The sequence below is a fragment of the Pseudidiomarina tainanensis genome (genome assembly GCF_004214835.1).
Taxonomy (GTDB): Bacteria; Pseudomonadota; Gammaproteobacteria; order Enterobacterales; family Alteromonadaceae; genus Pseudidiomarina; species Pseudidiomarina tainanensis.
The window spans coordinates 1,070,626-1,093,077 of record NZ_PIQJ01000001.1 but is presented as its reverse complement, the minus strand read 5'-3'; the positions used below and the strand labels follow the sequence as shown (position 1 = coordinate 1,093,077).

The 22,452-nt window shown below is 47.5% G+C and carries 24 protein-coding genes; 2 read left to right on the top strand and 22 right to left on the bottom strand.

Features of this window, described 5'->3' with window-relative positions; translation table 11 throughout:
* From truD to ftsB, 4 genes are read right to left on the bottom strand one after another with little or no spacing between them, the layout of a single operon-like run.
* Window positions 1-1,071 carry a tRNA pseudouridine(13) synthase TruD gene (truD, locus tag CWI82_RS05400; RefSeq protein WP_165383881.1) on the bottom strand — a complete coding sequence of 357 codons (1,071 nt, stop codon included), beginning with the start codon at window positions 1,069-1,071 and terminating at the stop codon, window positions 1-3.
* Window positions 1,064-1,549 (bottom strand): 2-C-methyl-D-erythritol 2,4-cyclodiphosphate synthase, encoded by a 486-nt coding sequence (gene ispF, locus CWI82_RS05395; protein WP_092855184.1) that lies wholly within the window; start codon window positions 1,547-1,549, stop codon window positions 1,064-1,066. The genes truD and ispF overlap by 8 nt, the downstream gene beginning before the upstream one ends.
* 27 nt (window positions 1,550-1,576) lie before the next feature.
* Window positions 1,577-2,284: a 2-C-methyl-D-erythritol 4-phosphate cytidylyltransferase gene (gene ispD, locus CWI82_RS05390; protein ID WP_092855186.1), complete on the bottom strand. Its 708-nt coding sequence runs from the start codon at window positions 2,282-2,284 to the stop codon at window positions 1,577-1,579.
* 5 nt (window positions 2,285-2,289) lie between these two features.
* Window positions 2,290-2,577, bottom strand: coding sequence for a cell division protein FtsB (ftsB, locus tag CWI82_RS05385; protein WP_092855188.1), 288 nt, complete (start codon window positions 2,575-2,577; stop codon window positions 2,290-2,292).
* 108 nt (window positions 2,578-2,685) lie between these two features.
* Here ftsB and CWI82_RS05380 point away from each other — a divergent pair, with 108 nt between their 5' ends.
* Window positions 2,686-3,411 carry a sulfite exporter TauE/SafE family protein gene (locus CWI82_RS05380; protein WP_130202873.1) on the top strand — a complete coding sequence of 242 codons (726 nt, stop codon included), beginning with the start codon at window positions 2,686-2,688 and terminating at the stop codon, window positions 3,409-3,411.
* Here CWI82_RS05380 and CWI82_RS05375 read toward each other — a convergent pair.
* The 16 genes from CWI82_RS05375 to rpoE form a co-directional block, all read right to left on the bottom strand.
* On the bottom strand, window positions 3,408-3,980 hold the full coding sequence (locus tag CWI82_RS05375) for a hypothetical protein (RefSeq protein WP_165383880.1): 573 nt from the start codon (window positions 3,978-3,980) through the stop codon (window positions 3,408-3,410). The two genes, CWI82_RS05380 and CWI82_RS05375, sit on opposite strands and share 4 nt — an antisense overlap.
* 72 nt (window positions 3,981-4,052) lie before the next feature.
* Complete coding sequence (eno, locus tag CWI82_RS05370) at window positions 4,053-5,351, bottom strand: phosphopyruvate hydratase (RefSeq protein WP_130202872.1); 1,299 nt, start codon at window positions 5,349-5,351, stop codon at window positions 4,053-4,055.
* A gap of 34 nt (window positions 5,352-5,385) precedes the next feature.
* On the bottom strand, window positions 5,386-7,023 hold the full coding sequence (locus CWI82_RS05365) for a CTP synthase (protein ID WP_092855196.1): 1,638 nt from the start codon (window positions 7,021-7,023) through the stop codon (window positions 5,386-5,388).
* Window positions 7,024-7,169: 146 nt separating this feature from the next.
* The gene (mazG, locus tag CWI82_RS05360; protein WP_130202871.1) at window positions 7,170-7,985 is read right to left on the bottom strand and encodes a nucleoside triphosphate pyrophosphohydrolase; all 816 of its coding nucleotides are present in this window, start codon (window positions 7,983-7,985) and stop codon (window positions 7,170-7,172) included.
* Window positions 7,982-10,171, bottom strand: a complete 2,190-nt coding sequence (gene relA / locus CWI82_RS05355) for a GTP diphosphokinase (RefSeq protein WP_130202870.1) — start codon at window positions 10,169-10,171, stop codon at window positions 7,982-7,984. The genes mazG and relA overlap by 4 nt, the downstream gene beginning before the upstream one ends.
* A 4-nt stretch (window positions 10,172-10,175) precedes the next feature.
* A complete protein-coding gene (gene rlmD, locus CWI82_RS05350; protein WP_130202869.1) occupies window positions 10,176-11,483 on the bottom strand; it encodes a 23S rRNA (uracil(1939)-C(5))-methyltransferase RlmD in 1,308 nt (435 codons plus the stop codon).
* Window positions 11,467-12,213, bottom strand: coding sequence for a pyridoxine 5'-phosphate synthase (gene pdxJ / locus CWI82_RS05345; protein WP_130203213.1), 747 nt, complete (start codon window positions 12,211-12,213; stop codon window positions 11,467-11,469). Before pdxJ ends, rlmD begins: the two co-directional genes overlap by 17 nt.
* Before the next feature lie 14 nt (window positions 12,214-12,227).
* A complete protein-coding gene (gene recO, locus CWI82_RS05340) occupies window positions 12,228-12,929 on the bottom strand; it encodes a DNA repair protein RecO (protein WP_130202868.1) in 702 nt (233 codons plus the stop codon).
* Between the two features lie 3 nt (window positions 12,930-12,932).
* Window positions 12,933-13,841, bottom strand: a complete 909-nt coding sequence (gene era, locus CWI82_RS05335; protein ID WP_092855207.1) for a GTPase Era — start codon at window positions 13,839-13,841, stop codon at window positions 12,933-12,935.
* Window positions 13,838-14,533, bottom strand: coding sequence for a ribonuclease III (gene rnc, locus CWI82_RS05330; RefSeq protein WP_092855209.1), 696 nt, complete (start codon window positions 14,531-14,533; stop codon window positions 13,838-13,840). The genes era and rnc overlap by 4 nt, the downstream gene beginning before the upstream one ends.
* 3 nt (window positions 14,534-14,536) lie before the next feature.
* Entirely contained in the window at window positions 14,537-15,472 is a 936-nt protein-coding gene (lepB, locus tag CWI82_RS05325) for a signal peptidase I (RefSeq protein WP_092855211.1), read from the bottom strand.
* 35 nt (window positions 15,473-15,507) lie between these two features.
* Complete coding sequence (gene lepA / locus CWI82_RS05320) at window positions 15,508-17,319, bottom strand: translation elongation factor 4 (protein ID WP_092855213.1); 1,812 nt, start codon at window positions 17,317-17,319, stop codon at window positions 15,508-15,510.
* 92 nt (window positions 17,320-17,411) lie between these two features.
* On the bottom strand, window positions 17,412-17,846 hold the full coding sequence (locus tag CWI82_RS05315) for a SoxR reducing system RseC family protein (protein WP_092855216.1): 435 nt from the start codon (window positions 17,844-17,846) through the stop codon (window positions 17,412-17,414).
* Window positions 17,843-18,835, bottom strand: coding sequence for a MucB/RseB C-terminal domain-containing protein (locus tag CWI82_RS05310; RefSeq protein WP_092855218.1), 993 nt, complete (start codon window positions 18,833-18,835; stop codon window positions 17,843-17,845). The genes CWI82_RS05315 and CWI82_RS05310 overlap by 4 nt, the downstream gene beginning before the upstream one ends.
* A complete protein-coding gene (locus CWI82_RS05305) occupies window positions 18,828-19,457 on the bottom strand; it encodes a sigma-E factor negative regulatory protein (RefSeq protein ID WP_130202867.1) in 630 nt (209 codons plus the stop codon). Before CWI82_RS05305 ends, CWI82_RS05310 begins: the two co-directional genes overlap by 8 nt.
* 20 nt (window positions 19,458-19,477) lie before the next feature.
* On the bottom strand, window positions 19,478-20,056 hold the full coding sequence (rpoE, locus tag CWI82_RS05300) for an RNA polymerase sigma factor RpoE (protein WP_092855222.1): 579 nt from the start codon (window positions 20,054-20,056) through the stop codon (window positions 19,478-19,480).
* Window positions 20,057-20,230: 174 nt separating this feature from the next.
* Here rpoE and nadB point away from each other — a divergent pair, with 174 nt between their 5' ends.
* Entirely contained in the window at window positions 20,231-21,832 is a 1,602-nt protein-coding gene (gene nadB / locus CWI82_RS05295; RefSeq protein WP_092855224.1) for an L-aspartate oxidase, read from the top strand.
* Here nadB and CWI82_RS05290 read toward each other — a convergent pair.
* Together CWI82_RS05290 and CWI82_RS05285 are read right to left on the bottom strand one after the other, a co-directional pair.
* On the bottom strand, window positions 21,776-22,075 hold the full coding sequence (locus CWI82_RS05290; RefSeq protein WP_143434062.1) for a YgfX family protein: 300 nt from the start codon (window positions 22,073-22,075) through the stop codon (window positions 21,776-21,778). The two genes, nadB and CWI82_RS05290, sit on opposite strands and share 57 nt — an antisense overlap.
* Window positions 22,076-22,348 (bottom strand): FAD assembly factor SdhE, encoded by a 273-nt coding sequence (locus CWI82_RS05285; RefSeq protein WP_092855226.1) that lies wholly within the window; start codon window positions 22,346-22,348, stop codon window positions 22,076-22,078.
* Window positions 22,349-22,452: the final 104 nt, after the last annotated feature.

The following is a 22,452-nucleotide window of genomic DNA, read 5'->3' as shown; positions in this document are numbered from 1 at the left end:
TTAATTACCTTGTATTGATTCACTATTTAGGTCGTTACTCAAATCATTATTTAATTCAAGGACGAGCTCACGTAACACGCTGGTCGCAAAAGCGCCACGCGGTAACGTGAATTCGAGCTCGGCGCAATCCTCTGCTAACCAGCGCAACTGCGGCGTTTGGAGTTTCAGTAATAGAGGGCGCCGTGCATGATCAACACGTTGCTTGACTAAGCCACTCATCAAGTCCTGATGCTGCTGGCAAATCGCCTGTTCAAATTCTGCAATGGCACCGGAACTCGCCCATTTGTCGCTTCCTGGCAACGGTGCTGTCAACATAATATCACCCTGCGAGTAGCGCTCAAGCAAACTTGCATCGACCGCTTCTACCACGAAAAACGATTGGCTACCACGGAGCATAACGGCATCGCCAACTTCTGGTGTTAACCGCTGCTGAGTAATCCGTTCACTCACCACTTGGTTAAACAAAAACGACCGGGCGGCAGATAAGTACAGCCCCATTTGATTGCGGTTGAGTCGGCGTTTCAGCTGGCCGCCAAACCAACGCTTGGCTTGCTCGATATTTTGACCGTTGTGCCCAAACCGTTGCGCACCGAAATAGTTCGGTACGCCAGTTTCTATAATCTGTTGCCAGCGCTTTTCAAATGCTGCCGCGTCATCGATTTGTCTGATTTTTAATACGAAATGATTGGCGCGGTGCGTCCCTATTTTCAGCTTTTTGGGTTGCAGCGCCGCTTGCAGAACCTCAAATTCAGGATGTTCAAGGGTGTTCCACGGCAAGAGTGCCTGACCAGGCAACTGCACTGAGAACCATTGAAAAGTTATTGCATGACGATCTTTTAGGCCAGAAAAGCTAACATCGCGTTCTTTAACGCCAGCAAATTTGGCTATTTGCCCTGCCACAAACGCGGTATTCGCGCCAGTTTTCTTGACCCATAGCCACTGATGTTCGCCAACTTGTTGACTGGCCTCGGTAACCGGCAACTCTAACAGTTCGGTAACCTGAAAATCCTCAGCTGAGGCTTTAAATTGGCCGTGACACAACGGTATTCCATGGAGATACGCTTCAGTCACGGGCAACGCTCGGCATCACGAGTACGACAGCATGGCAGGCAATGCCTTCTTTGCGACCAACAAAGCCGAGCTTCTCGGTGGTGGTTGCCTTGACGTTAATATGACTTACTGGGGTAGCTAATAAGCTGGCAATACGCTCACGCATGGCTGGAATATGGGCTGCTAATTTAGGGGCTTGCGCAACCACCGTAACGTCAAGGTTACCTAATTCAAAACCTTGTTCTTGTACCAGTTTGTATACATGTTGGAGTAATTGACCACTGTCAGCGCCGGCATATCGCGCGTCGGTGTCGGGGAAATGTTGACCAATATCGCCTAAAGCAACAGCACCAAGCAGTGCATCAGCCACCGCATGCAAAATCACATCACCGTCGGAGTGCGCAAGCAAACCTTGTTCATACGGGACCTGAATCCCGCCGAGTGTTAACGGCCCTTCGCCACCAAATTTATGCACATCATAGCCGTGCCCGATTCGCATGCTTTCTCCTTTATCCTTTGTTTGCCGTTACTGTTTCATAAGAGCAATAAAGCTTGCAGCCAGCTGTTCATCGCCCGGCTGCGTAATTTTAATGTTCGTTTGCCGCCCCACCACTAACTTAGGATGCCCGCCAGTTAATTCAATTGCTGACGCTTCGTCGGTAATGGCTGCGTTGTCGACCCCAAGTTTGGTTAACGCATTGCTCAGCTGTACCGTGTTAAACACTTGCGGAGTTAATGCTCGCCAAAGCCTGTCGCGCGGAATACTTTGAGCGATATCCTGTGGCCCTGAGGCTTGCGCTTGTTTGATGGTATCGGCAATGGGGAGCGCTAAAATAGCGCCATCTTCATGCGTAACGCCCGCATCAATAACAGCTTTGAGCTCGTCGGATTGCAAACACGGACGCGCCGCATCGTGCACCAGTACCCAGGCAAAGCCATCCGTTTTTGCAGCACTGACGCCGGCATAGACTGAACTTGCTCGACTAGCGCCACCCACCACCAAACGCACCGGGCAGCGCTCAGTAAAGTTTAACGTTTTAATCCACGTATCATTTGCCGCAACCGCAATATAAATGGCTTCAACCCGCGGATCAGCGGCTACCGCAGCAACACTATGCTCAAGAACGGTTTTACCGGCAATGTGAAGATATTGTTTGGGTTCAGTCAAGCCCATGCGGCTGCCAATACCGGCAGCAGGAATCACCGCGGCAATCCGAATCTGGTTCTGCATCATGTCTATTAGTTGGTTGGTTGTTTTACAGGCACTATGCGAAAAAACGTTTCATGCCGCTTGATTAAACCAAGTTCGTTACGAGCGCGCTCTTCAAGTGCAACCTGCCCTTCACGTAAATCAGCGATATCTGCCGCGAGTACCTGGTTGCGCTGCATTAATCGTGTATTGGTTTCAGCTTGTCGCACCACGTCTGACTGCAAATGCCAATAATCTGGTAAGCTGTTTTTACCGAACCACAGCCGATATTGCAGCGCAATCAAAGCGACAATAAAGATGAGTTTCAATAATCGCATAGCTGTCCCCAATTGCTGTTGTTCGTTATTATAAATAATTGCAGCAGTACTGCTAGTATATCGACCTTTATCATAAAGCCCAACGATTAATCGAGAGCGTCTTTGTCTATGGATTACACACTGATCACGTTGATTATTTTTGTTGGCGCGTGTTTACAAGGTATTACTGGCTTCGGTTCAGGCTTAATTGCCGTCCCTCTATTGACCTTACTGTTGCCCTTAAGCGTGATCACACCAACCTTATCAATTATTAATTTTGCCATGGCAACCTACCTTGCTTGGATGCTTCGTCATGCGGTACGCATTCAGCAATGGCGTTGGTTGCTAGCCACTGGCATTATCGGTACTTTAGTTGGTAACTGGCTGCTTAACCATATTCGTCTTGATTGGTTGCAAATGGGCATGGCTGTACTAGTAATTAGTGTTGCGGCATTATTTTGGTTTGGGGTGCAATTCAAGCACCGGAGCACCCCAACTCTACAAAGCTTTAGTGGGTTATTAGCTGGTTTTAGTAACGGCGCATTAACCTTAGGCGGTCCACCCGTCGTTTTATTTCTCACCGGCAATGGGCTCGATCGTATTGCCTTTCGTGCCACCCTCACCGTGTTTTTCTGGGCTCTGGCACTCACAAATATTGTGTCGTTTGGCGTTCAGCGTCGCTATGAAGCAGATCACTTCCCAATTGTTATTTGCCTGCTCATCGGCGCTATCGGTGGTGCTTGGCTGGGGCATCGCATTAGTGACAAGTTATCAGAACAGCTGTTTCGTAAAATCAGTCTGCTTCTCGTGATAATTGCCGGCTTGATTGCTTTTGTGGGCGCTTGGAACGCTTAAAATTCAACAGTGGTTGCCAATAACACTTCACGTAGCGACAACGTGCGCGGGTCAATACGGCCTTTGTGATTCCACTGGTGACCGCAAAAGGCTGGAGCCAAATTTGAGTTATCTGGGCGAACGAGATGCAGCAACTCTCCGTCTGGCTCTAAACATTCCCCTTGGAAAGAAAACCAACCGTGCATATTACAGTGCACGCGCTGTTGCTCGTGGTCAATACGATCAATGGAGTCGAGACGAACTTGTTGCAGTGGCAATCGCAAATCAACAATCGGAACAGTGTCGCCTAAACGTGCCGAATGTCTTAGCCAACGCTGCAGTTTGCTTGGTTGAGTTGCACTAATACTCAGCTGACGTTTTTGCGGAGCTTGCCAACTCGCATTCTGCACATCAAGTGTGTACGGTGCATCGCTTTCTAACATGCCTTGAGCGGCGTTTTTGACATGATACGGCAGACTTTGTAAGCGCCTTTGTAGCAGTGATATTGAAGCTTGCGGCTGTTGCGCAAGTTGTTTCAATTCGCGCTCATACAGCGCCATGCACAGCTCTGCAAAAACAGCAGAGCTCACACCTACCGCGTTGGTAGATGTGAGCTGCTGAAAAATATCACTTTGATGTGTCACAACTGTGACCAGCTCAGCTTAGCCGTGCTTCGCATTCACTTCAGCGCGACCACGATATGGCGCTTGGCCATTCAGCTCGGCTTCAATGCGTAGCAACTGGTTATACTTAGCAACACGATCTGAGCGGCATAACGAACCGGTCTTGATTTGACCCGCAGCGGTGCCTACTGCCAAATCTGCAATGGTTGCGTCTTCAGTCTCACCTGAACGATGTGAGATCACAGCTGTAAAGCCAGCTTCACGCGCCATGCGAATAGCAGCTAAAGTCTCTGACAAACTACCGATTTGATTAAACTTAATCAAAATCGAGTTACCAATGCCTTGCTCAATACCACGTTGCAAAATCTTTGTGTTGGTCACGAACAAATCGTCACCCACCAACTGCACGCGATCACCAATACGGTCGGTTAATACTTTCCAACCATCCCAATCACTCTCATCTAAGCCATCTTCAATCGAGATAATTGGATACTTCTGGCACAAGCCGTCGAGGTATTCAGCAAATCCAGCAGCGTCGAAAGATTTCCCTTCACCAGCCAGATTATATTTGCCATCGCGATAGAACTCAGATGCCGCGCAATCTAGTGCCAAGGTGATATCATCACCCATGCGATATCCAGCTTTTTCAACCGCTTCAACGATAACTGCTAATGCTTCTTCGTTACTTGCCAAATTCGGCGCAAAACCACCTTCATCACCGACAGCAGTGCTTAAGCCGCGTGCTTGCAATACTTTTTTCAAGGCATGGAATACTTCAGCACCCATGCGTAAGCCTTCTTTAAAGCTTGATGCGCCAACTGGCTGAATCATAAACTCTTGAATATCAACGTTATTATCTGCGTGCTCGCCGCCATTGAGAATATTCATCATAGGTAATGGCATGCTAAATTGACCAGCCGTACCGTTAATTTCAGCAATATGTGCATACAGTGGCATGCCTTTGCTATTAGCCGCTGCTTTTGCAGCCGCTAATGACACTGCCAAAATCGCGTTAGCACCCAACTTTTCTTTGTTCTCGGTGCCATCAAGATCAAGCATAATCTGGTCAACACGCTGTTGGTCGGTCGCATCAACACCAGTAAGCGCTGGCGCAATAGCATCATGAATATTTGCCACGGCCTTCTCAACGCCCTTACCCAAGTAACGTGATTTATCGCCATCACGTAATTCTAATGCTTCACGTGAACCAGTTGATGCACCGCTTGGCGCAGCCGCACGGCCCCAATGTCCGTTTTCTAGATAGACATCAGCTTCAACGGTTGGGTTGCCGCGTGAGTCCATGATTTCACGAGCTACAATTTTACTGATTGCTGCCATGACAGTAGCCTACTCCTGTTAATACACGCAACGCTTAAGCGCGACGCTTTTTCTGATAAATACCTGCGGCTTCAATAAAGCCACGGAACAATGGATGTCCGTCACGTGGTGTTGAGGTGAATTCCGGATGGAATTGTGCCGCCACAAACCAAGGATGCTCAGGAATCTCAATAATTTCGACAAGTCGATTATCATGTGACCAACCTGAAATTTTCAAGCCCGCCTGCTCCAACTGTTCAATATAATGGCCATTCACTTCGTAACGGTGACGATGACGCTCTTGAATAACGTCCTTACCGTAAAGGTTACGCGCCTTCGTGCCTTTGACCAAATTACATGGTTGCGCACCAAGGCGCATGGTACCACCGAGATCCGAACTTGAATCACGAAGTTCCTTTTGACCTTTTGCGTCCATCCACTCAGTAATCAAGCCAACAACCGGATGTTCAGCTTTCGCATCAAACTCTGTGCTATTTGCACCTTTAAGGTTGGCAACGTTACGGGCGTATTCGATTAACGCAATTTGCATTCCCAAACAGATACCTAGATACGGAATACCGTTCTCGCGAGCATACTGTGCAGCCATGATTTTGCCAAGAATACCACGCTCACCGAAACCGCCCGGCACGATGATGGCATCAACGTCGGCTAGTTTTGCAACGCCTTTGGTTTCCACATCTTGTGCATCAATATAGCGAATATTAACGGTTAAGCGATTCTTCAAACCAGCGTGAGCTAAGGCTTCATTTACCGACTTATAGGCATCAGGTAATTCAATGTATTTACCGACAAAACCAATAGTCACTTCACCACTTGGATTAGATTCTTGATAGAGAACTTGTTCCCATTCTGACAAATCGGCCTCTGGGCAATCCATACGGAACCGATGCACAACTAACTCATCGAGCCCTTGCGACTTCAAAATCGCTGGAATCTTGTAGATACTATCAACGTCTTTTAAGCCAATAACGGCTTTTTCTTCAACGTTGGTGAACAACGCAATCTTAGCGCGTTCGTTCGCCGGTAACGCGCGGTCTGAGCGACACACTAAAATGTCCGGCTGAATACCAATCGAACGCAGTTCTTTAACCGAATGTTGCGTTGGTTTAGTTTTCACCTCGCCTGCAGCACCCAAAAATGGTACTAAGGTGAGATGCATAAACAATGTATGATCACGTCCAACTTCGGTGGCTAACTGACGGATCGCTTCTAAAAACGGTTGTGACTCAATGTCACCCACTGTGCCACCAATTTCAATAATCGCAACATCATAGCCAGCACCGCCGTCAATAATACGACGTTTAATTTCATTGGTGATGTGTGGAATAACCTGAATGGTCGCGCCAAGGAATTCACCGCGACGTTCGCGACGAATAATATCTTCGTATACACGGCCAGCAGTGAAGTTATTTTTCTTGGTCATACGGGTACGAATAAAACGCTCGTAGTGACCAAGGTCAAGATCGGTTTCAGCACCGTCTTCGGTGACGAATACTTCGCCATGCTGAATCGGGCTCATAGTGCCCGGATCGACGTTGATATAAGGATCAAGTTTTAGAATCGTGACCTTCAGGCCACGAGCTTCAAGAATTGCCGCCAAAGAAGCTGCAGCAATGCCTTTGCCCAGCGAAGATACAACACCGCCGGTGACGAAAATATAATTAGTTGTCATGCGAAACCTAAGTCGTCAGGTTAAAAAGGGATTTGCTTCAAGACGGGAAAACAGTATACCTGAAGCATCGCTTGCCGACAATTTAAAATCGCATTGTCAGTAACATTTGCCCCTGCTGACACCAACCCGTCAACTCAATCAACCAATCAATCTTTGGCCTTCACTGCTTGCCAATGGCTTTCAAGTTCATCCAGATTCAGTTCCTCTGGATGTTTATTTAATTCACGCAAACGTTGTTCAATCGCTTGAAAACGTTGTTTAAATTTCAGATTAGTTCGCCGCAACGCATGCTCTGGATTAACTTGTGCGTGGCGGGCTAAATTCACTACCGCAAATAACACATCGCCAATCTCCGCTTCAAGCGCGGTTTGATCGCGTTCACTGCGTGCAAGTTCCTCTTCAACTTCGGCTATTTCTTCACGGATTTTAGCCAGCACCGGTTGGATTGTAGGCCAATCAAAGCCAACATTGGCAGCGCGTTTTTGTAGCTTGAGAGCTAGTAGAATACTCGGCAAATTATCTGGTATACCGTTAAAAACACTGTCTTGCTCACCTTTTTTAGCGCGTTCCTCTGCTTTAATTTGCTCCCACTGTGCTTTTATCTCTTCATCGGTTTGCGTCGTGCTGTCACCGAAAACATGCGGGTGGCGTCGAATCAACTTGTCCGCCGTTTGCTGCGCAACTTCATCGAAAGTAAACTGCTGTTGCTCTGTGGTCAGTTGCGTATAAAACACTACCTGAAATAACAAATCTCCCAGTTCATCCTTAATCTCGGCACTGTTGCCTTCAGTGATAGCGGCAGCAACTTCATAAGCCTCTTCGATAGTATAGGGAATTAAACTGGTCATCGATTGCTTCAAATCCCACGGGCAACCGTTTTTAGGGTCGCGTAAACGACGCATTACTTCCAATAACGCAGCAACGCCGGAGAAATTTTCTGTTTGGCTCAGTGAATTCGTCATTGTGTCACCCTTACTACCTTATGAATTCCTTTTAATTGACCGAGACGGCTCAGCAAACGCTGCACGTCATCGGCGTCAGCAACTATAATACCGACGGTGACAAAAGCTTGACGAGTGTTGGTATCTAAACGCGAATCAAGTTGCGCCACGTTGACCTTTTCATTAGCAAGCACGCTCGTAATGTCATGTAACAACCCTTGATGATCATCCGCATCAATACGCAAGTTAACGCGATAATTACCACGTTTCGCTTGGCTCCAACTCACTTCCAAAGCACGTTCAGGATGTTGCTCAAGCAAATGTTTCAGTTGCTCGCAATCGGTTCGATGTACCGATACCCCGCGCCCCTGCGTTACAAATCCTAAAATTGAATCACCAGGCACAGGCTGACAACATTTGGCAAACTGCACTAACAAGTTGCCGATACCCTCAACGGTGACATCACTTTGTTTGCCACTGCGCGTGGGTTTCGTCTTGCGCGCAGTTAACCGTTCAATGCGCTCAGCAGCACTATCGGTTTCTGGTCGCAATTGATTCACAACCTGCTGCAGACGTACATCACCTGCACCAATAGCGGCTAACAAATCATCTAAATGCATCATATTAAAGCGTTCTAACACGCTTTCGGCCTGCGCTAATGGAACGTTATGTTTGGCGAGCTCGGTCTCGAGTAATTCTTTACCGGCTTTTAAGTTTTTATCGCGATCGAGCTTTTTAAAATAAGTGATCACCTTGCTACGGGCACGAGCGGTCTGCAAATAACCGCTTGCTGGATTAAGCCAATCACGCCGTGGTTGCGCATTTTTTTGGGTCAGTATTTCGACTCGTTCGCCGTTTTTCAATTGATAAGTAAACGGCACAATATGTCCATCTACTTTCGCTCCCACGCAACGGTGACCAACTTGCGAATGAATATAATAAGCGAAATCGAGCGGTGTCGCGCCAGCCGGTAAATCAATCACTTCACCTTTCGGCGTAAAAACATAAACTCGGTCTTCAAATACTTGCGAGCGAATTTCATCGACTAACCCGTCATTGCCAGCCATGTCATCGTGCCATGCCAGTAACTTACGCAACCAAGCAATTTTCTCTTCAAATCCTGAACCTTTACCAGCGCTTGTACCTTCTTTGTACATCCAATGCGCAGCTACCCCGAGCTCCGCATCATCGTGCATCGCTTGCGTTCGAATTTGAATCTCGACATGCTTTTCTTGTGGGCCTAATACAACGGTATGAATCGACTGATAGCCATTTGCCTTAGGAGTGGCAATATAATCATCAAATTCAGACCCAATATGGCGCCATAAACTATGGACGACACCTAAAGCGGCATAACAATCTTTGAGTGAATCGGTAATGATGCGTACGGCACGGATATCATAGAGTTGCTCAAAGCTAAGATGCTTCTTCTGCATCTTACGCCAAATGGAATAAATATGTTTCGGCCGCCCATAAACAGTGGCCTTCACACCTTCATTATCCAATGCCTGCTGTAAGCTTTGCACAAAATCAGTTATGTAAGTTTCCCGATCAATGCGTCGTTCGTGCAACTGTGTGGCGATTGTTTTATAGGTGCTCGGATGTAAATAGCGAAAGGCTAAATCCTCAAGCTCCCATTTTAACTGACCGATACCAAGCCGATTCGCTAACGGGGCATAAATCTCATTACATTCTTTCGCAACTAAAACACGAGTTTCTTCATCCAGCGTTTTCACTTCGCGTAAAAAACAGATACGCTCGGCCAACTTGATGAGCACGGCGCGCACATCAGTGACCATAGCAAGTAGCATGCGCCGCACATTATCAATCTGAACTAAGCTGGGTTTACCATGCTGGAAGTGTTGTAAGGCGCTGATGGTTTGCATTTGCTGAACCGCTTCCAGCAGAATCGGCAAACTCTTGCCGCCCCACTGTTGCGCTTCTTCTAAGTCAATCAATTGCGCTTCAAATGCGGGACTATATAAAGCGGCAACAAGCGATTCTTGATCGAGATTGAGACCGATAAGGATCTCAACCATCTCTTCACCTTTCACCAGCAGTTGGGGCTGTTTCGCACGTTCACAAATCAGTTTTAGCCGCTCAGCGTGTTCGCGCAGTTGTGCGCAGCGTTCTTTTGAATCTAATTCTGCTAGCCAATCGCCATGTTGATTTGGCTTATCAACATGCGTACTGCGCACCCAAACCACCGCGTTACTCCCTTTCGAATCGTGTCATGACCTCAATGTGATGGGTCTGCGGAAACATGTCAACTACTTGTGCTTGCTTTAACTGGTAGCCATGTTCTTTTAAAACTTTTGCATCGCGTGCTAGTGTATCCGGTGCGCAGGAAATATAAACAATTCGCTGTGGTCGCAGTTGCGCCACTTCATGAATCGCGTGCGGAGCTCCCGCCCGAGCAGGATCCAGTAACACTTTACCGTAACCATCCTGCCGCCAGCTTTGACGATGCCATGGCTGCTCAAGGTCGCAACAAAAAGCCTCAATACTCACCTGCGCATTCTGAGCATTGGCTTTGAGTTGCTCAACCATTGTCGCAACACCTTCAATAGCCGTAACTTGCGCCCCAGCTAACGCCAACGGTAGCGTAAAGTTTCCACTACCGGCGTAGAGTTCAAGCACTTTTTCATTAGGTTGAATATCTAGCCAAACTAACGCTTGCTTCACCATTTGCTCGCTCAATTGGCGATGCGCCTGCATAAAATTAGTCGGTAAACAGCTAATACTCGTACCCACCGTGCGATAGCTGAGCGGTTCATTCGCAACTAATGGCGCCAACTGCTGATCAGATTCACACCACAGACTGACTTGATGCGCTGTTGCAAACTCTTGCAGTTGGTTTAGGTCTTGTTCGTCTGGCCATTGTTTGACGCGCAGTAACACCACCACCTGATGCTCAAATTCAATCAGTTCAACATGGCCGAGTTGTTTAACGAGTGCTAGCTGCGGCAAGAGTTGCTGCAAGGGCTGCAGCAACTTATTCAAACTCTCGGCTAACACTAAACAGTGATCAATCACGCATATTTGTTTGCTTTTAGGTGCCCGAAAACCCACCTTGAGTTGGTGCCGCTTCGCGTCATAATGCACGGCTAAACGGGCGCGCCGGCGATAGTTCCAGGCATCACCCGTTAACGGCGGAAGCCACTGCTGTGCTTCTACCTGCGCAAACTTCGCCAACATCTCAATCACAACTTGCTGTTTGTGCGCGCGCTGAGCGTCAAGCTCAAGATGCTGTAGGTCACAACCACCACATTGCTCATAAAATGCGCATGGTGGTTCAATTCGCTGTGTGCTCGATGTTTGAATGCGATCTAAATGCGCCTCATGCTTACCCTGAACGGTAATTGCGATACGTTCTGTCGGTAACGCTCCGGCTACAAACTTAACCCCTTTCGGTGTACGAACTACACCGCGCCCCTGGTGGTCCAGCCCGACGACGAGCTGATCCGTTAAGCGTTGCGGTTGACTCGTTCGTGCCTGCGGCTTATAAAACTGAGCCATGTAACCGCGCCTGTTGCATGATCGCTTTCATATCTCGCACTGCTTGCTCAAGCCCTACTAATACTGCACGCGCGATAATGGCATGGCCAATATTAAGTTCCACTAACTGCGGAATTGCCGCTATCGGCGCCGTATTGTGATAGTGCAAACCATGTCCAGCATTTACCTGAATACCCGCTGCTTGAGCGTATTCAGCGGCATCGCGTAACTGCGCCAACGCTTGTAACTGCGCCTGCTCGTTAGTTTGCTCAGCGTAATGTCCCGTATGAAGCTCGATAATCGGCGCACCTGTCGCAACAGCGGCATCAATCTGCCGTTTATCGGCATCAATAAACAAACTCGTGGCGATACCATGTTCGGCAAGCTGCGTCACTGCCGCAGTAATTTTCTGTTGCTGCCCGGCGACGTCTAAACCACCTTCTGTTGTTAACTCTTCTCGTTTTTCGGGTACCAAACAACAAAATGTTGGTTTAATACGACACGCAATACCGAGCATCTCTTCAGTGACCGCCATTTCCAAATTCATGCGGGTTTGCAACGTTTGCGCAAGAATTTCAACATCGCGATCTTTGATATGACGACGATCTTCGCGCAAATGCACCGTGATCCCATCGGCTCCAGCTTGCTCGGCTAGTGCGGCCGCTGACACAGGATCAGGATAACTTACGCCCCGGGCATTACGAACGGTGGCGACATGGTCAATGTTGACACCTAAGTAAATCGGTGGAATTCCTACGCTTGAATTCATGACAAATCCTTAAATTGAACAAATAATTGCCGACTCCGCAGTGGTTGCGGCCCAAGATAAGGTTGCAATGCCACGCGCATGAGTCGTTTAAATAAGTTTAGCAAGCGCTGTTCAGACACAGCAAAGTCGCTCAAACGAATAATATCAGCACCACTCAACAACAGCACATCGGCCTGTTCTTCGGCATTGGTTAAGCTAAATCCTGCTTCGGGAATAAATTGATACGTTTGTGTGGCACTAATGGGTTGCTCCTGCGTGTCCATATGCCAATCAAAACCGTGCCCTAAATGACACAATAACTGCCATTCGAAGCGTCGTAAAATAGGCTCAACATGGGTAACTTGGGTCAGTAGTTCGAGGGTTTCGCGGTAATCCTGAAATAGCCCGTCAACCAGGTGATATGGCGTGGTCAGTCGTTGTACCAACTCATTCACGTAAAAGCCGCTGTATAGGGCTGTCCCGCTTAACTTAAGACTGGAATCGAGCGCCTCTGCTGCCACTAAGGTTTGTAACTCGTGACGGCCACGTGTGCTGATTTGCAGTGGTGTAAAGGGCTGTAGAATACTGCGCCACGGACTTTTAGGGCGTTTTGCACCTTTAGCAATTGCGCGAAAACGCCCCTGTTCAGCAGAAAATAACTCAAGCAATAAACTGCTGTCTTGGTAGGGCCAGCGATGCAGGACAAACGCCGGTTCCACAGCTTAATCCTCGCCGTAGCCTAAGCTACGCAGAGCGCGCTCATCATCAGCCCAACCGGATTTCACTTTGACCCAAAGTTGCAGGTGTACTTTGCCACCAACCAAGGGTTCGATATCGCGTCGCGCTTCAGAGCCAATCGTTTTTAATTTGCTACCACCAGCACCAATCACCATCCGTTTCTGTCCATCACGCTCAACTAATATAAGAGCGTGTATATGCGTGGTTCCTGATGGTGCTGTTTTAAATTGCTCAATTTCAACTGTCGTACTGTAAGGTAATTCATCACCCGTAAAGCGCATGAGTTTTTCACGAATGATCTCAGCAACCATGAAACGGAGCGACCGATCGGTGACGTAATCTTCAGGAAAATGGTGAACGCCCGGCCGCGCGTATTTATGCACGATATCGCGTAATGCTTCTACTTGAGCACCAGTCGCCGCAGATAATGGAATAATTTCAGCGAAATCATGCTTCTCTGCTAATTGCTGCAGATACGGCAATAGCTCTGTTTTGTCTTTAAATTGATCAATTTTATTGATCACTAAAATAACTGGGCGTGCCGATTTTTTAAGTTTATTCAGCACCATTTCATCATCACTGGCCCACTTACCAGCCTCTACGACAAATAATACGACTTCCACACCACTTAATGAACTTGCCGCAGCACGATTCATTAAACGGTTAATAGCGCGTTTTTCATCTTGATGTAACCCCGGCGTATCAACGTACACGATTTGTCTGTCACCTTCGGTTTCTATACCTAAAATGCGGTGACGTGTCGTTTGCGGTTTACTCGAGGTAATACTAATTTTTTGCCCAAGAATACGATTCAGTAACGTTGATTTACCTACATTTGGACGCCCGACAATGGCAACAAACGCTGATTCTGAGCTGTATTGCGGTTCAGTCATGAATTATCCTGCTGAAGAAGTTGTTCAAGTGCTGCGGTAGCCGCCTGTTGTTCGGCCTTACGCCGGCTAGTGCCGGTACCACGAATCGGTTGTTCTAACCCGTCAACTTGGCAACTTACAGTAAATTGTTGGTTGTGCGCCTGCCCTTGTGTTGCCACAACTTCATAAACAGGCAGCCCGCGCTGGCGGCCTTGTAAATATTCCTGAAGCCGAGTCTTCGGATCTTTGTGACTTGCTCCGGGCTTAATTGCGGCCAGTTGGTTTGCAAACCAGTTTAGTACAACCGTGCGACAAGTGGTTAAATCACTTTCAATATACATAGCGCCGAGCAACGCTTCCATGGCGTCCGCAAGGATAGATTCGCGGCGATGACCGCCACTTTTCATCTCGCCGGGGCCAAGTACCAAAAATTTACCTAACTCGAAGCGTTGCGCTAATTTAGCCAAACTACGCCCGCACACCAAGGTAGCGCGCATGCGGCTCAAATCACCTTCATCAATATTTGGAAACTGCTCGAACAGCGCTTCGCTGATGATGATGCCGAGTACCGAATCACCTAAAAATTCCAAACGTTCATTATGTTTGGCTGCGGCACTTCGATGCGTTAACGCTTGCATCAGGGCATCACGATTTTTAAACGTATAACCAAAAGATTTCTCAAGTTGTTTCAGTGGTGGTTTTGGTAAACTCACGCCTTACTCCACAGTGCCTAGACGATGCCAACGCACGCCGGATGGAACCCAGTCAGGCAACCAATCAGGCACCCATGAATCAGCACCGCGCTTGAATTCTAAACTCATCCAAATAAACGTCGCTTGGCCAACTAAATTCTCATACGGAACAAAGCCCCAATAACGGCTATCTTCCGAATTATCACGGTTATCGCCCATCGCAAAATAATGCCCTTCTGGCACAATCCACTCATCAGCTGCGGTGCCCGCCTGCTGGAAATAATATGCCGTACGTGGTGCCACGGTTGGATCAATCAAGATTTCGTGTTCTATCTCACCAAGTTGCTCTGAATAACGCTGCAACGGCGTCGTGCGGCTAAAATACACCTCGTCTTGTTGTTGCACATTACGTTCAATAACTTGCAATTGCGGACACTGAGCTGATTCGGCTACGCATGCTGGCTCTAAATAAAGCGTCTTATTACGATAAATAATGCGGTCACCCGGTGTCGCAACAATACGTTTAATGAAGTCCACTTGCGGATTCAATGGGAATTTAAATACCGCGACGTCGCCCCGCTGCGGCGTTCCAGTTTCAAACAACTCAGTTCGGAATAGTGGGTCACGCACGCCATAACTAAACTTTTCAACCAGCACAAAGTCGCCCGCTAACATGGTTGGCATCATTGATGCAGACGGAATCCGAAACGGCTCATAAAAGAACGAGCGCACAATTAAAATGATGAATAAAATCGGGAACACGCTTTGCGCAAATTCAGCCACACGGCCTTGCGGGGCTACCCGTTCACGTTCTTCATCATCGAGTTTTTTGCTGGTCTGCTCTTCTAGTTTAGCGATAGTAGCCAAACGCCCAGGCTTCTTCATTTTGGCATCGTAGAGCCAAATCAAACCTGCCGCGATGGTCACCAACGTCAGCACAATCGAGTAAAAGTTTGCCATGTAATTTAGATTCCTAGCGCATCAAGCAAACAGCGTTACTTACCAACTTTGAGAACGGCAAGAAATGCTTCTTGCGGAACTTCAACGTTACCAAGTTGCTTCATTCGCTTTTTACCTTCTTTTTGTTTTTGTAAGAGTTTTTTCTTACGACTCACGTCACCACCATAACATTTAGCGGTAACGTTCTTACGTAATTGCTTCACTGTCGAACGCGCGATAACGTGAGTGCCGATAGTTGCCTGAATGGCGATATCAAACATTTGACGTGGTATGAGTTCACGCATTTTATCAACCAACTCACGACCACGACCTTGTGAATTATCGCGGTGCGTAATCATCGCTAAGGCATCCACCTTATCGCCGTTAATCAATACATCAACACGCACCATGTCGGCTTCTTGGAAGCGCTTAAAGTTATAATCCAACGACGCATAACCGCGACTCGTTGATTTTAAGCGATCAAAGAAGTCCATCACCACTTCAGCCATTGGCAATTCGTAGGTCACTGCCACTTGGTTGCCGTGATAAGCCATTTTGGTTTGTACACCACGCTTATCAACACACAGTGTAATCACGTTACCAAGGTACTCTTGTGGCACCAAAATATTCGCTTCAACAATTGGTTCGTAAATTGTTTCGATATCGTTCACTGCGGGCAAGTTAGCTGGGTTATCAACCTTGTGCTCTTTGCCATCTTTAGTGATGACCTTATACACAACCGTTGGTGCCGTGGTAATCAAATCGATATCGTATTCACGTTCCAATCGCTCTTGGATAATCTCCATGTGGAGCATCCCCAAAAAGCCGACGCGGAAACCAAACCCGAGTGCCGCTGAGTTTTCTGGTTCATAAAATAGCGACGCATCATTTAATGACAACTTCGCTAATGCATCGCGGAAGTTTTCATAATCGTCCGATGAAATTGGGAACATACCCGCATAAACCTGCGGTTTTACTTTTTTAAAGCCCGGCAGCGGCTGCGGCGCTGGCTGTTTTGCCAAGGTCAAGGTGTCACCCACCGGCGCACCATGAATTTCTTTAATGCCGGCAATGACGAAGCCTACTTCACCGCAGCGTAAAATACCGGTTTCGGTTGGTTTTGGTGAGAAAAATCCAACTTTATCAATCTGGTGCGTTTGTCCAGTTGACATGACTTTCATTTTGTCACCAGCACGTAACACGCCGTTTTTCACGCGTACGAGACTTACCACGCCTTGGTAATTATCAAACCAAGAATCGATAATCAGTGCCTGCAATGGCTCTTCAGGATCGCCCTGCGGCGGTGGAATTTGTGTGACAATGCGTTCGAGGACTTCGTCGATACCAATCCCTGTTTTCGCTGAACATTGCACGGCGTCAATCGCTTGGATACCAACAATATCTTCAATCTCTTCGGCAACGCGCATCGGATCAGCCTGCGGCAAATCGATTTTGTTTAATACCGGAACCACTTCAAGGTCCATTTCAATTGCGGTATAGCAGTTCGCCAATGTTTGCGCTTCAACGCCTTGGGCGGCATCAACCACCAACAACGCACCCTCACAACCCGCCAAGCTACGTGAAACCTCGTAAGAGAAGTCAACGTGTCCCGGTGTATCGATGAAGTTCAACTGATAAGTTTCGCCATCTTGCGCGGTATAGTGCAACGTCACACTCTGCGCTTTGATAGTAATCCCGCGTTCGCGCTCAAGATCCATTGAATCAAGGACTTGCTCAGCCATTTCACGATCGGTTAACCCGCCACAATGCTGAATGAGACGATCAGAAAGAGTCGACTTACCATGGTCGATGTGCGCAATAATCGAAAAATTGCGAATATTTGCTTGCTTAAACGCCTTCTCTGGCATTAATGCCCCCGCAACAACAAAAAATAAGGAATAAATACTAACCGCTGATCATACTGATTTATGCGGTTCGGGACAAAGAATTTCGGGTAAATTTAATCGATTTGTTGCACGCTCAACAGTTGCGCAACCTGAATATCACGATGTTGCAACCAGCGTTTAAGCAAATAAAAGCTCACTGCGAAGCCACTAAAGGCGCTCAGAATCACCCAGCCTTCTGACCACGACAATAGCTGGCCGGTGAATATGGCCATCACCAGTAAAGCGAAGAGAGGAACCATGTATACCAGTAACGAATAGCGTGTTAGCGCTTGCTCTGGAAGTAAAAGTTCGATTTGTTGACCTGGACGAAAGTGCCCTTGCGGCTTATGGACACGAAATTCAGCGCGACGATCAGAGAATGCTTTCGAGATGACCCCTGCACCACAAGTATTTTGCTGCGCACAACCGCTACAACCGGTTTTTAACTCAGTTGAGACCAACAAAAAGTCACTTTCCACACTGACAACTTCTGCTAGCTCTCGAATCACTGCTGCGCACTCTCAGTGGTAATGACCATGTTTTCAGCAATACGTTGTAACGTGTCCGCTGGTAATTTACCAACAACGGTAACCGCATAACCTTCAACAAACGTATTCACGAGTGACTCTGGCCCTTGATAGGCCAAACTTGGCAATTTCTGTGCTTGTTGCTCGGTGACATAAATTGATACTTCGGTCAGCCCATCACTAAACAAAAAGTAATCGGTCGGCAACTGGGTATCATATAGTTGACGATGATGAGCGCGACGCAAATCAAATCCACCCGGTAACCAATTCGGCCGCAACGCGAAGCGTAATTCACTCAGTTGTTGTGTATCGTAAAGCTTTGGAGGACGTTGAATAGCGCTAACTTCAGTGAGTTGTTCAGGAATTTCGTCGGAAAACATAATCGACGTGAGCTGTAATTGTTCTAACACTTCACCTTGGGGCGTCATCATCTGCAGTTTTAATAACATGCCCGAGTCGCGGTCAACCCATAGATCATAATGGTAACGGTAATCATCACGGCTAATCAGCCGCAGATATTGTGCTGGTCGGCCAGTAACACGCATACCACCGCTGGCGATAACTTGGTAGTGTTGAGCGATGTTAGCAAACGGTTCATAAAAGGCTGGAGGGATTAATCCAACCGTCACATCTGATTGTAACGTGTAGGAACCGCCGATTTGCGAATAATAGTATGTTTGATCACCGACCCGTAAAGCTCGGTTATCCGCGCCGTTTAAATAAATAAGAAGTTCAAGATCGGTTTGATGATCATAGTTACCATGTAACCATACCAACGGTTGTATACGTTGGCCTTGGCTCTGCACGAGAGTTGCTTCGAAATTGAGGTCACGCAATGAACGAGCCATGCGGTCAAACCAAATCTGGCCCATATTGGCGGCGCGTTCTACGCTCACTTCGGATTGTCCAGAAGCGCCAAAAGGAGCGATTGCTACAAACCAAAGAGCAATCGCGGCGACATATTTAATCATTCTGTTCGTTTAACTTCTCAACGGTTGATGATTCTTGCTGCTGTTCTTTATCCGCCTGTAAGGAAAGCTGTAACTGGCGTTGGTGATCAAGCATATAGGAATGCAGTAACTGGCGTTGCTGCGCAACTTCAGCCGCGGACGGAGCTTGTGACTCAATTACCGTGTTATAACTCACCGGATTACGACCACCGAACGGATTGGTAATTAAAGCTGGTGATGTCACGCTTGGGGTAGCTTGCTCTGTTTCAACTACCGGCTGTTGCACCGACAGTACCGCAACTAATGCAACACTTGCTGCAATCGCAATACTACCCGCCGGTTTTAACCAACGGCTAGCGGCTCGCGCCATAGCTCCGCCTTGCTGAATTGACGGTTGAACCACCACCGATTCCTGAGAAATTTGTAGCGCTACGCGAGCACTAATATCAATGTGTTGATTCGCCTGTGCATCGCCACGCATCACATGTCCCATCAACGCGTAGCGTTGCCATGTGGCACGTGCCTGTTCATCGTCCAACAATGCTGACAACTCAGCATTAAAAGGACGTTCAGCATCAGCACCTGAATCACCGAAGTGATTATCTAACAATGCTGAGGCATTTTGTTTGCAACGATCAGACATAAAGCTTCCTCAAATTCAGTTTAGCGCTCTAATAACGGCCGTAATTGTTGATCTATCGCCTCACGCGCTCGAAAAATTCGTGACCGCACGGTGCCAATAGGACAATCCATTTCAATGGCTATTTCTTCATAACCCAAACCTTCAATTTCACGTAGCGTTATAGCACGACGTAAATCTTCCGGTAAGTCATCGATGGTTCGCATTACGACGTCACGAATCTCATCCGTTAACAACATACTTTCTGGCGAAGCGCTATCTTTCAATGCGCCACTACCTTCATAAAACTCGGCTTCGTCAGCATCAACATCATTGGCTGGCGGCTTTCGCCCTTGTGCAACCAAATAGTTTTTCGCTGTATTCACCGCAATTCGGTACAACCAAGTATAAAAAGCGCTATCGCCACGGAAATTCGCTAAGGCACGATAAGCTTTTACAAATGTTTCCTGCGCTACGTCTGGCACATCTGCCTGTTGTTTAACGTAGCGCGATATCAGACTCATCACTTTGTGCTGATATTTCTTTACCAACAAATCAAAGGCTCTTTGGTCGCCCTGTTGCACTCGTTCTACCAGGGCTTTATCTGTTTCTTGTTCGCTCATCCGAGCCCGCTCTCCTCAACCCCTAGCTACGTCAGATATATAGGCCCGTTGCGTACTTGCAAACTATGACCTATGTGTGCGTAAAAAGTTCGCAAAAAAAATTCAAAAGAGTAAAATCGCCTCTATTCCTTTAGCAGATCAGCGTGTTAGCACGCTAAATATCCCACATACTTTATGGAACAAATGTCACATTATCAATGCGATGTACTTATTATTGGTAGCGGCGCTGCTGGTTTAACCTTAGCTTTACAACTCGCTGACCATGCCCGCGTTACGGTACTTTCGAAAGGTCCGTTAACCGAAGGCTCAACATACTACGCACAAGGTGGTATCGCTGCTGTATTCGACGAGAATGATAGCATTGAAAGCCACATTGAAGACACTTTAGTTGCGGGTGCCGGTTTATGTGACATCGAGGCAGTGAAGTTTACCACAAGTCACGCAAAAGAAAGTCTGCAATGGCTTATTGATATTGGGGTTGGCTTCGATCGTATTGATGATGGCCAGTTTCATCTTAACCAAGAAGGTGGCCATAGTCATCGCCGCATTCTACACGCAGCCGATGCGACTGGTCGCGCGGTGCAAACTACGCTGGTAGAACAAACCAAGCAACATCCAAATATCACCATTTTAGAACGCGTGAATGCGGTTGATTTAATCACAAATAAGCACGTCGGTGGCGAACAACGTTGCTATGGCGCTTATATTTTAAATCGGATCAATCAGCGTGTCGAAACGATTTCAGCGCGTTTTGTCGCACTTTGCACAGGCGGTGCCAGTAAAGTTTATCAGTACACCAGTAATCCAGATGTCGCCAGTGGTGACGGCATCGCTATGGCGTGGCGCGCTGGCTGTCAGGTTGCCAACATGGAATTCAATCAATTCCATCCAACCTGTTTATTCCATCCCAATGCACAGTCATTCCTGCTAACTGAAGCGCTACGCGGTGAAGGGGCAGTATTACGTCGTCCTGATGGCAGCCGTTTTATGCCAGAATTTCATCCGGCCGCAGAGTTGGCACCACGCGACGTGGTTGCACGCGCCATTGACTACGAAATGAAACGCTTGGGCGCGGATTGTATGTACTTAGATATTTCGCATAAGCCTAAGGAGTTTATCCAAGAGCATTTCCCGAATATCTATGATAAATGCTTGAGTTTAGGCATTGATATCAGCCGCGAACCGATGCCAGTCGTTCCTGCCGCCCACTACACCTGCGGCGGTGTGAAAACAGATCTGCAGGCTAGAACAGCCGTGAATAATCTCTATGCCATTGGCGAAGTTGCCTACACTGGCTTACACGGTGCGAATCGCATGGCGAGCAACTCTCTATTAGAGTGCTTAGTTTTTGCTCGCGCTGCAGCTTCTGACATCATCGCTCAGCTTGATCAGGTGTCACTGCGCACCAACCTCCCGGCGTGGGATGAAAGTCAGGTCAACGATTCAGATGAAGAAGTTATTATTCAGCATAACTGGCATGAGTTACGCTTGTTTATGTGGGACTACGTGGGTATTGTGCGCACGAACAAACGGTTACAACGAGCGCTGCGCCGCATTGAATTGCTGCAGCAGGAAATTCACGAATATTACAGTAACTTTAAAGTTAGCAATAATTTATTAGAGTTGCGTAACTTGGTACAAGTTGCTGAACTCATTGTCCGTAGCGCCATGGCACGTCACGAAAGTCGTGGCTTGCACTACAATCTCGATTATCCAGAATTACTTGCTGAAGCTCAGCCGACCGTACTGACGCCAGCGCAGCAAAAATCGAGCTAAACGGCGATATTGCGCATCACCTAACCAACTGCGCGGCAACCATAACCAACGCCGTGCAGTATCTGGACGCTGCAAAATGAGCAAAGCGCCCCACGGCGTCACCCACGATAATGGTTGCAGGTGCCAACAGACCTGATCAAGGTCATTCAGTTGTACCCAGACGCCCCGCTGCTGATCGACACCCCAAACTTGCTGCCGCAACCGCAGCCAAGCCCAAGGTTGCACGGTGAATTGCGACAGCAACTAAACTTTTACGCGACTGAGAATGTACGCCACCATGGCTGCTAATTCCTCGTCTTCGCATTTTTGATGCCCCATAAACCAAGCAAATAAGTCAGGGTCATCACAAGTCAGTAAGCGCCGAAATGCATCTTGTTGCTGCGCATTCAAATCGTCGTAGGCTTCTTCGACGAATGGCATAAATAAAACATCAAGTTCTAACATGCCACGACGACACGCCCAACGAAGTCGATTTTTATCTTTCAATGTATCGGCATTTTGTTGCAACTTTTCCATGCGAATCCTTCTTTTACGACAAAAATTATACGTCGCGAAATAAAACGGCTTGTATAATGAAAAAACATCCCCATCTATTCGAATATCGATGAGAAAGCGAGGTT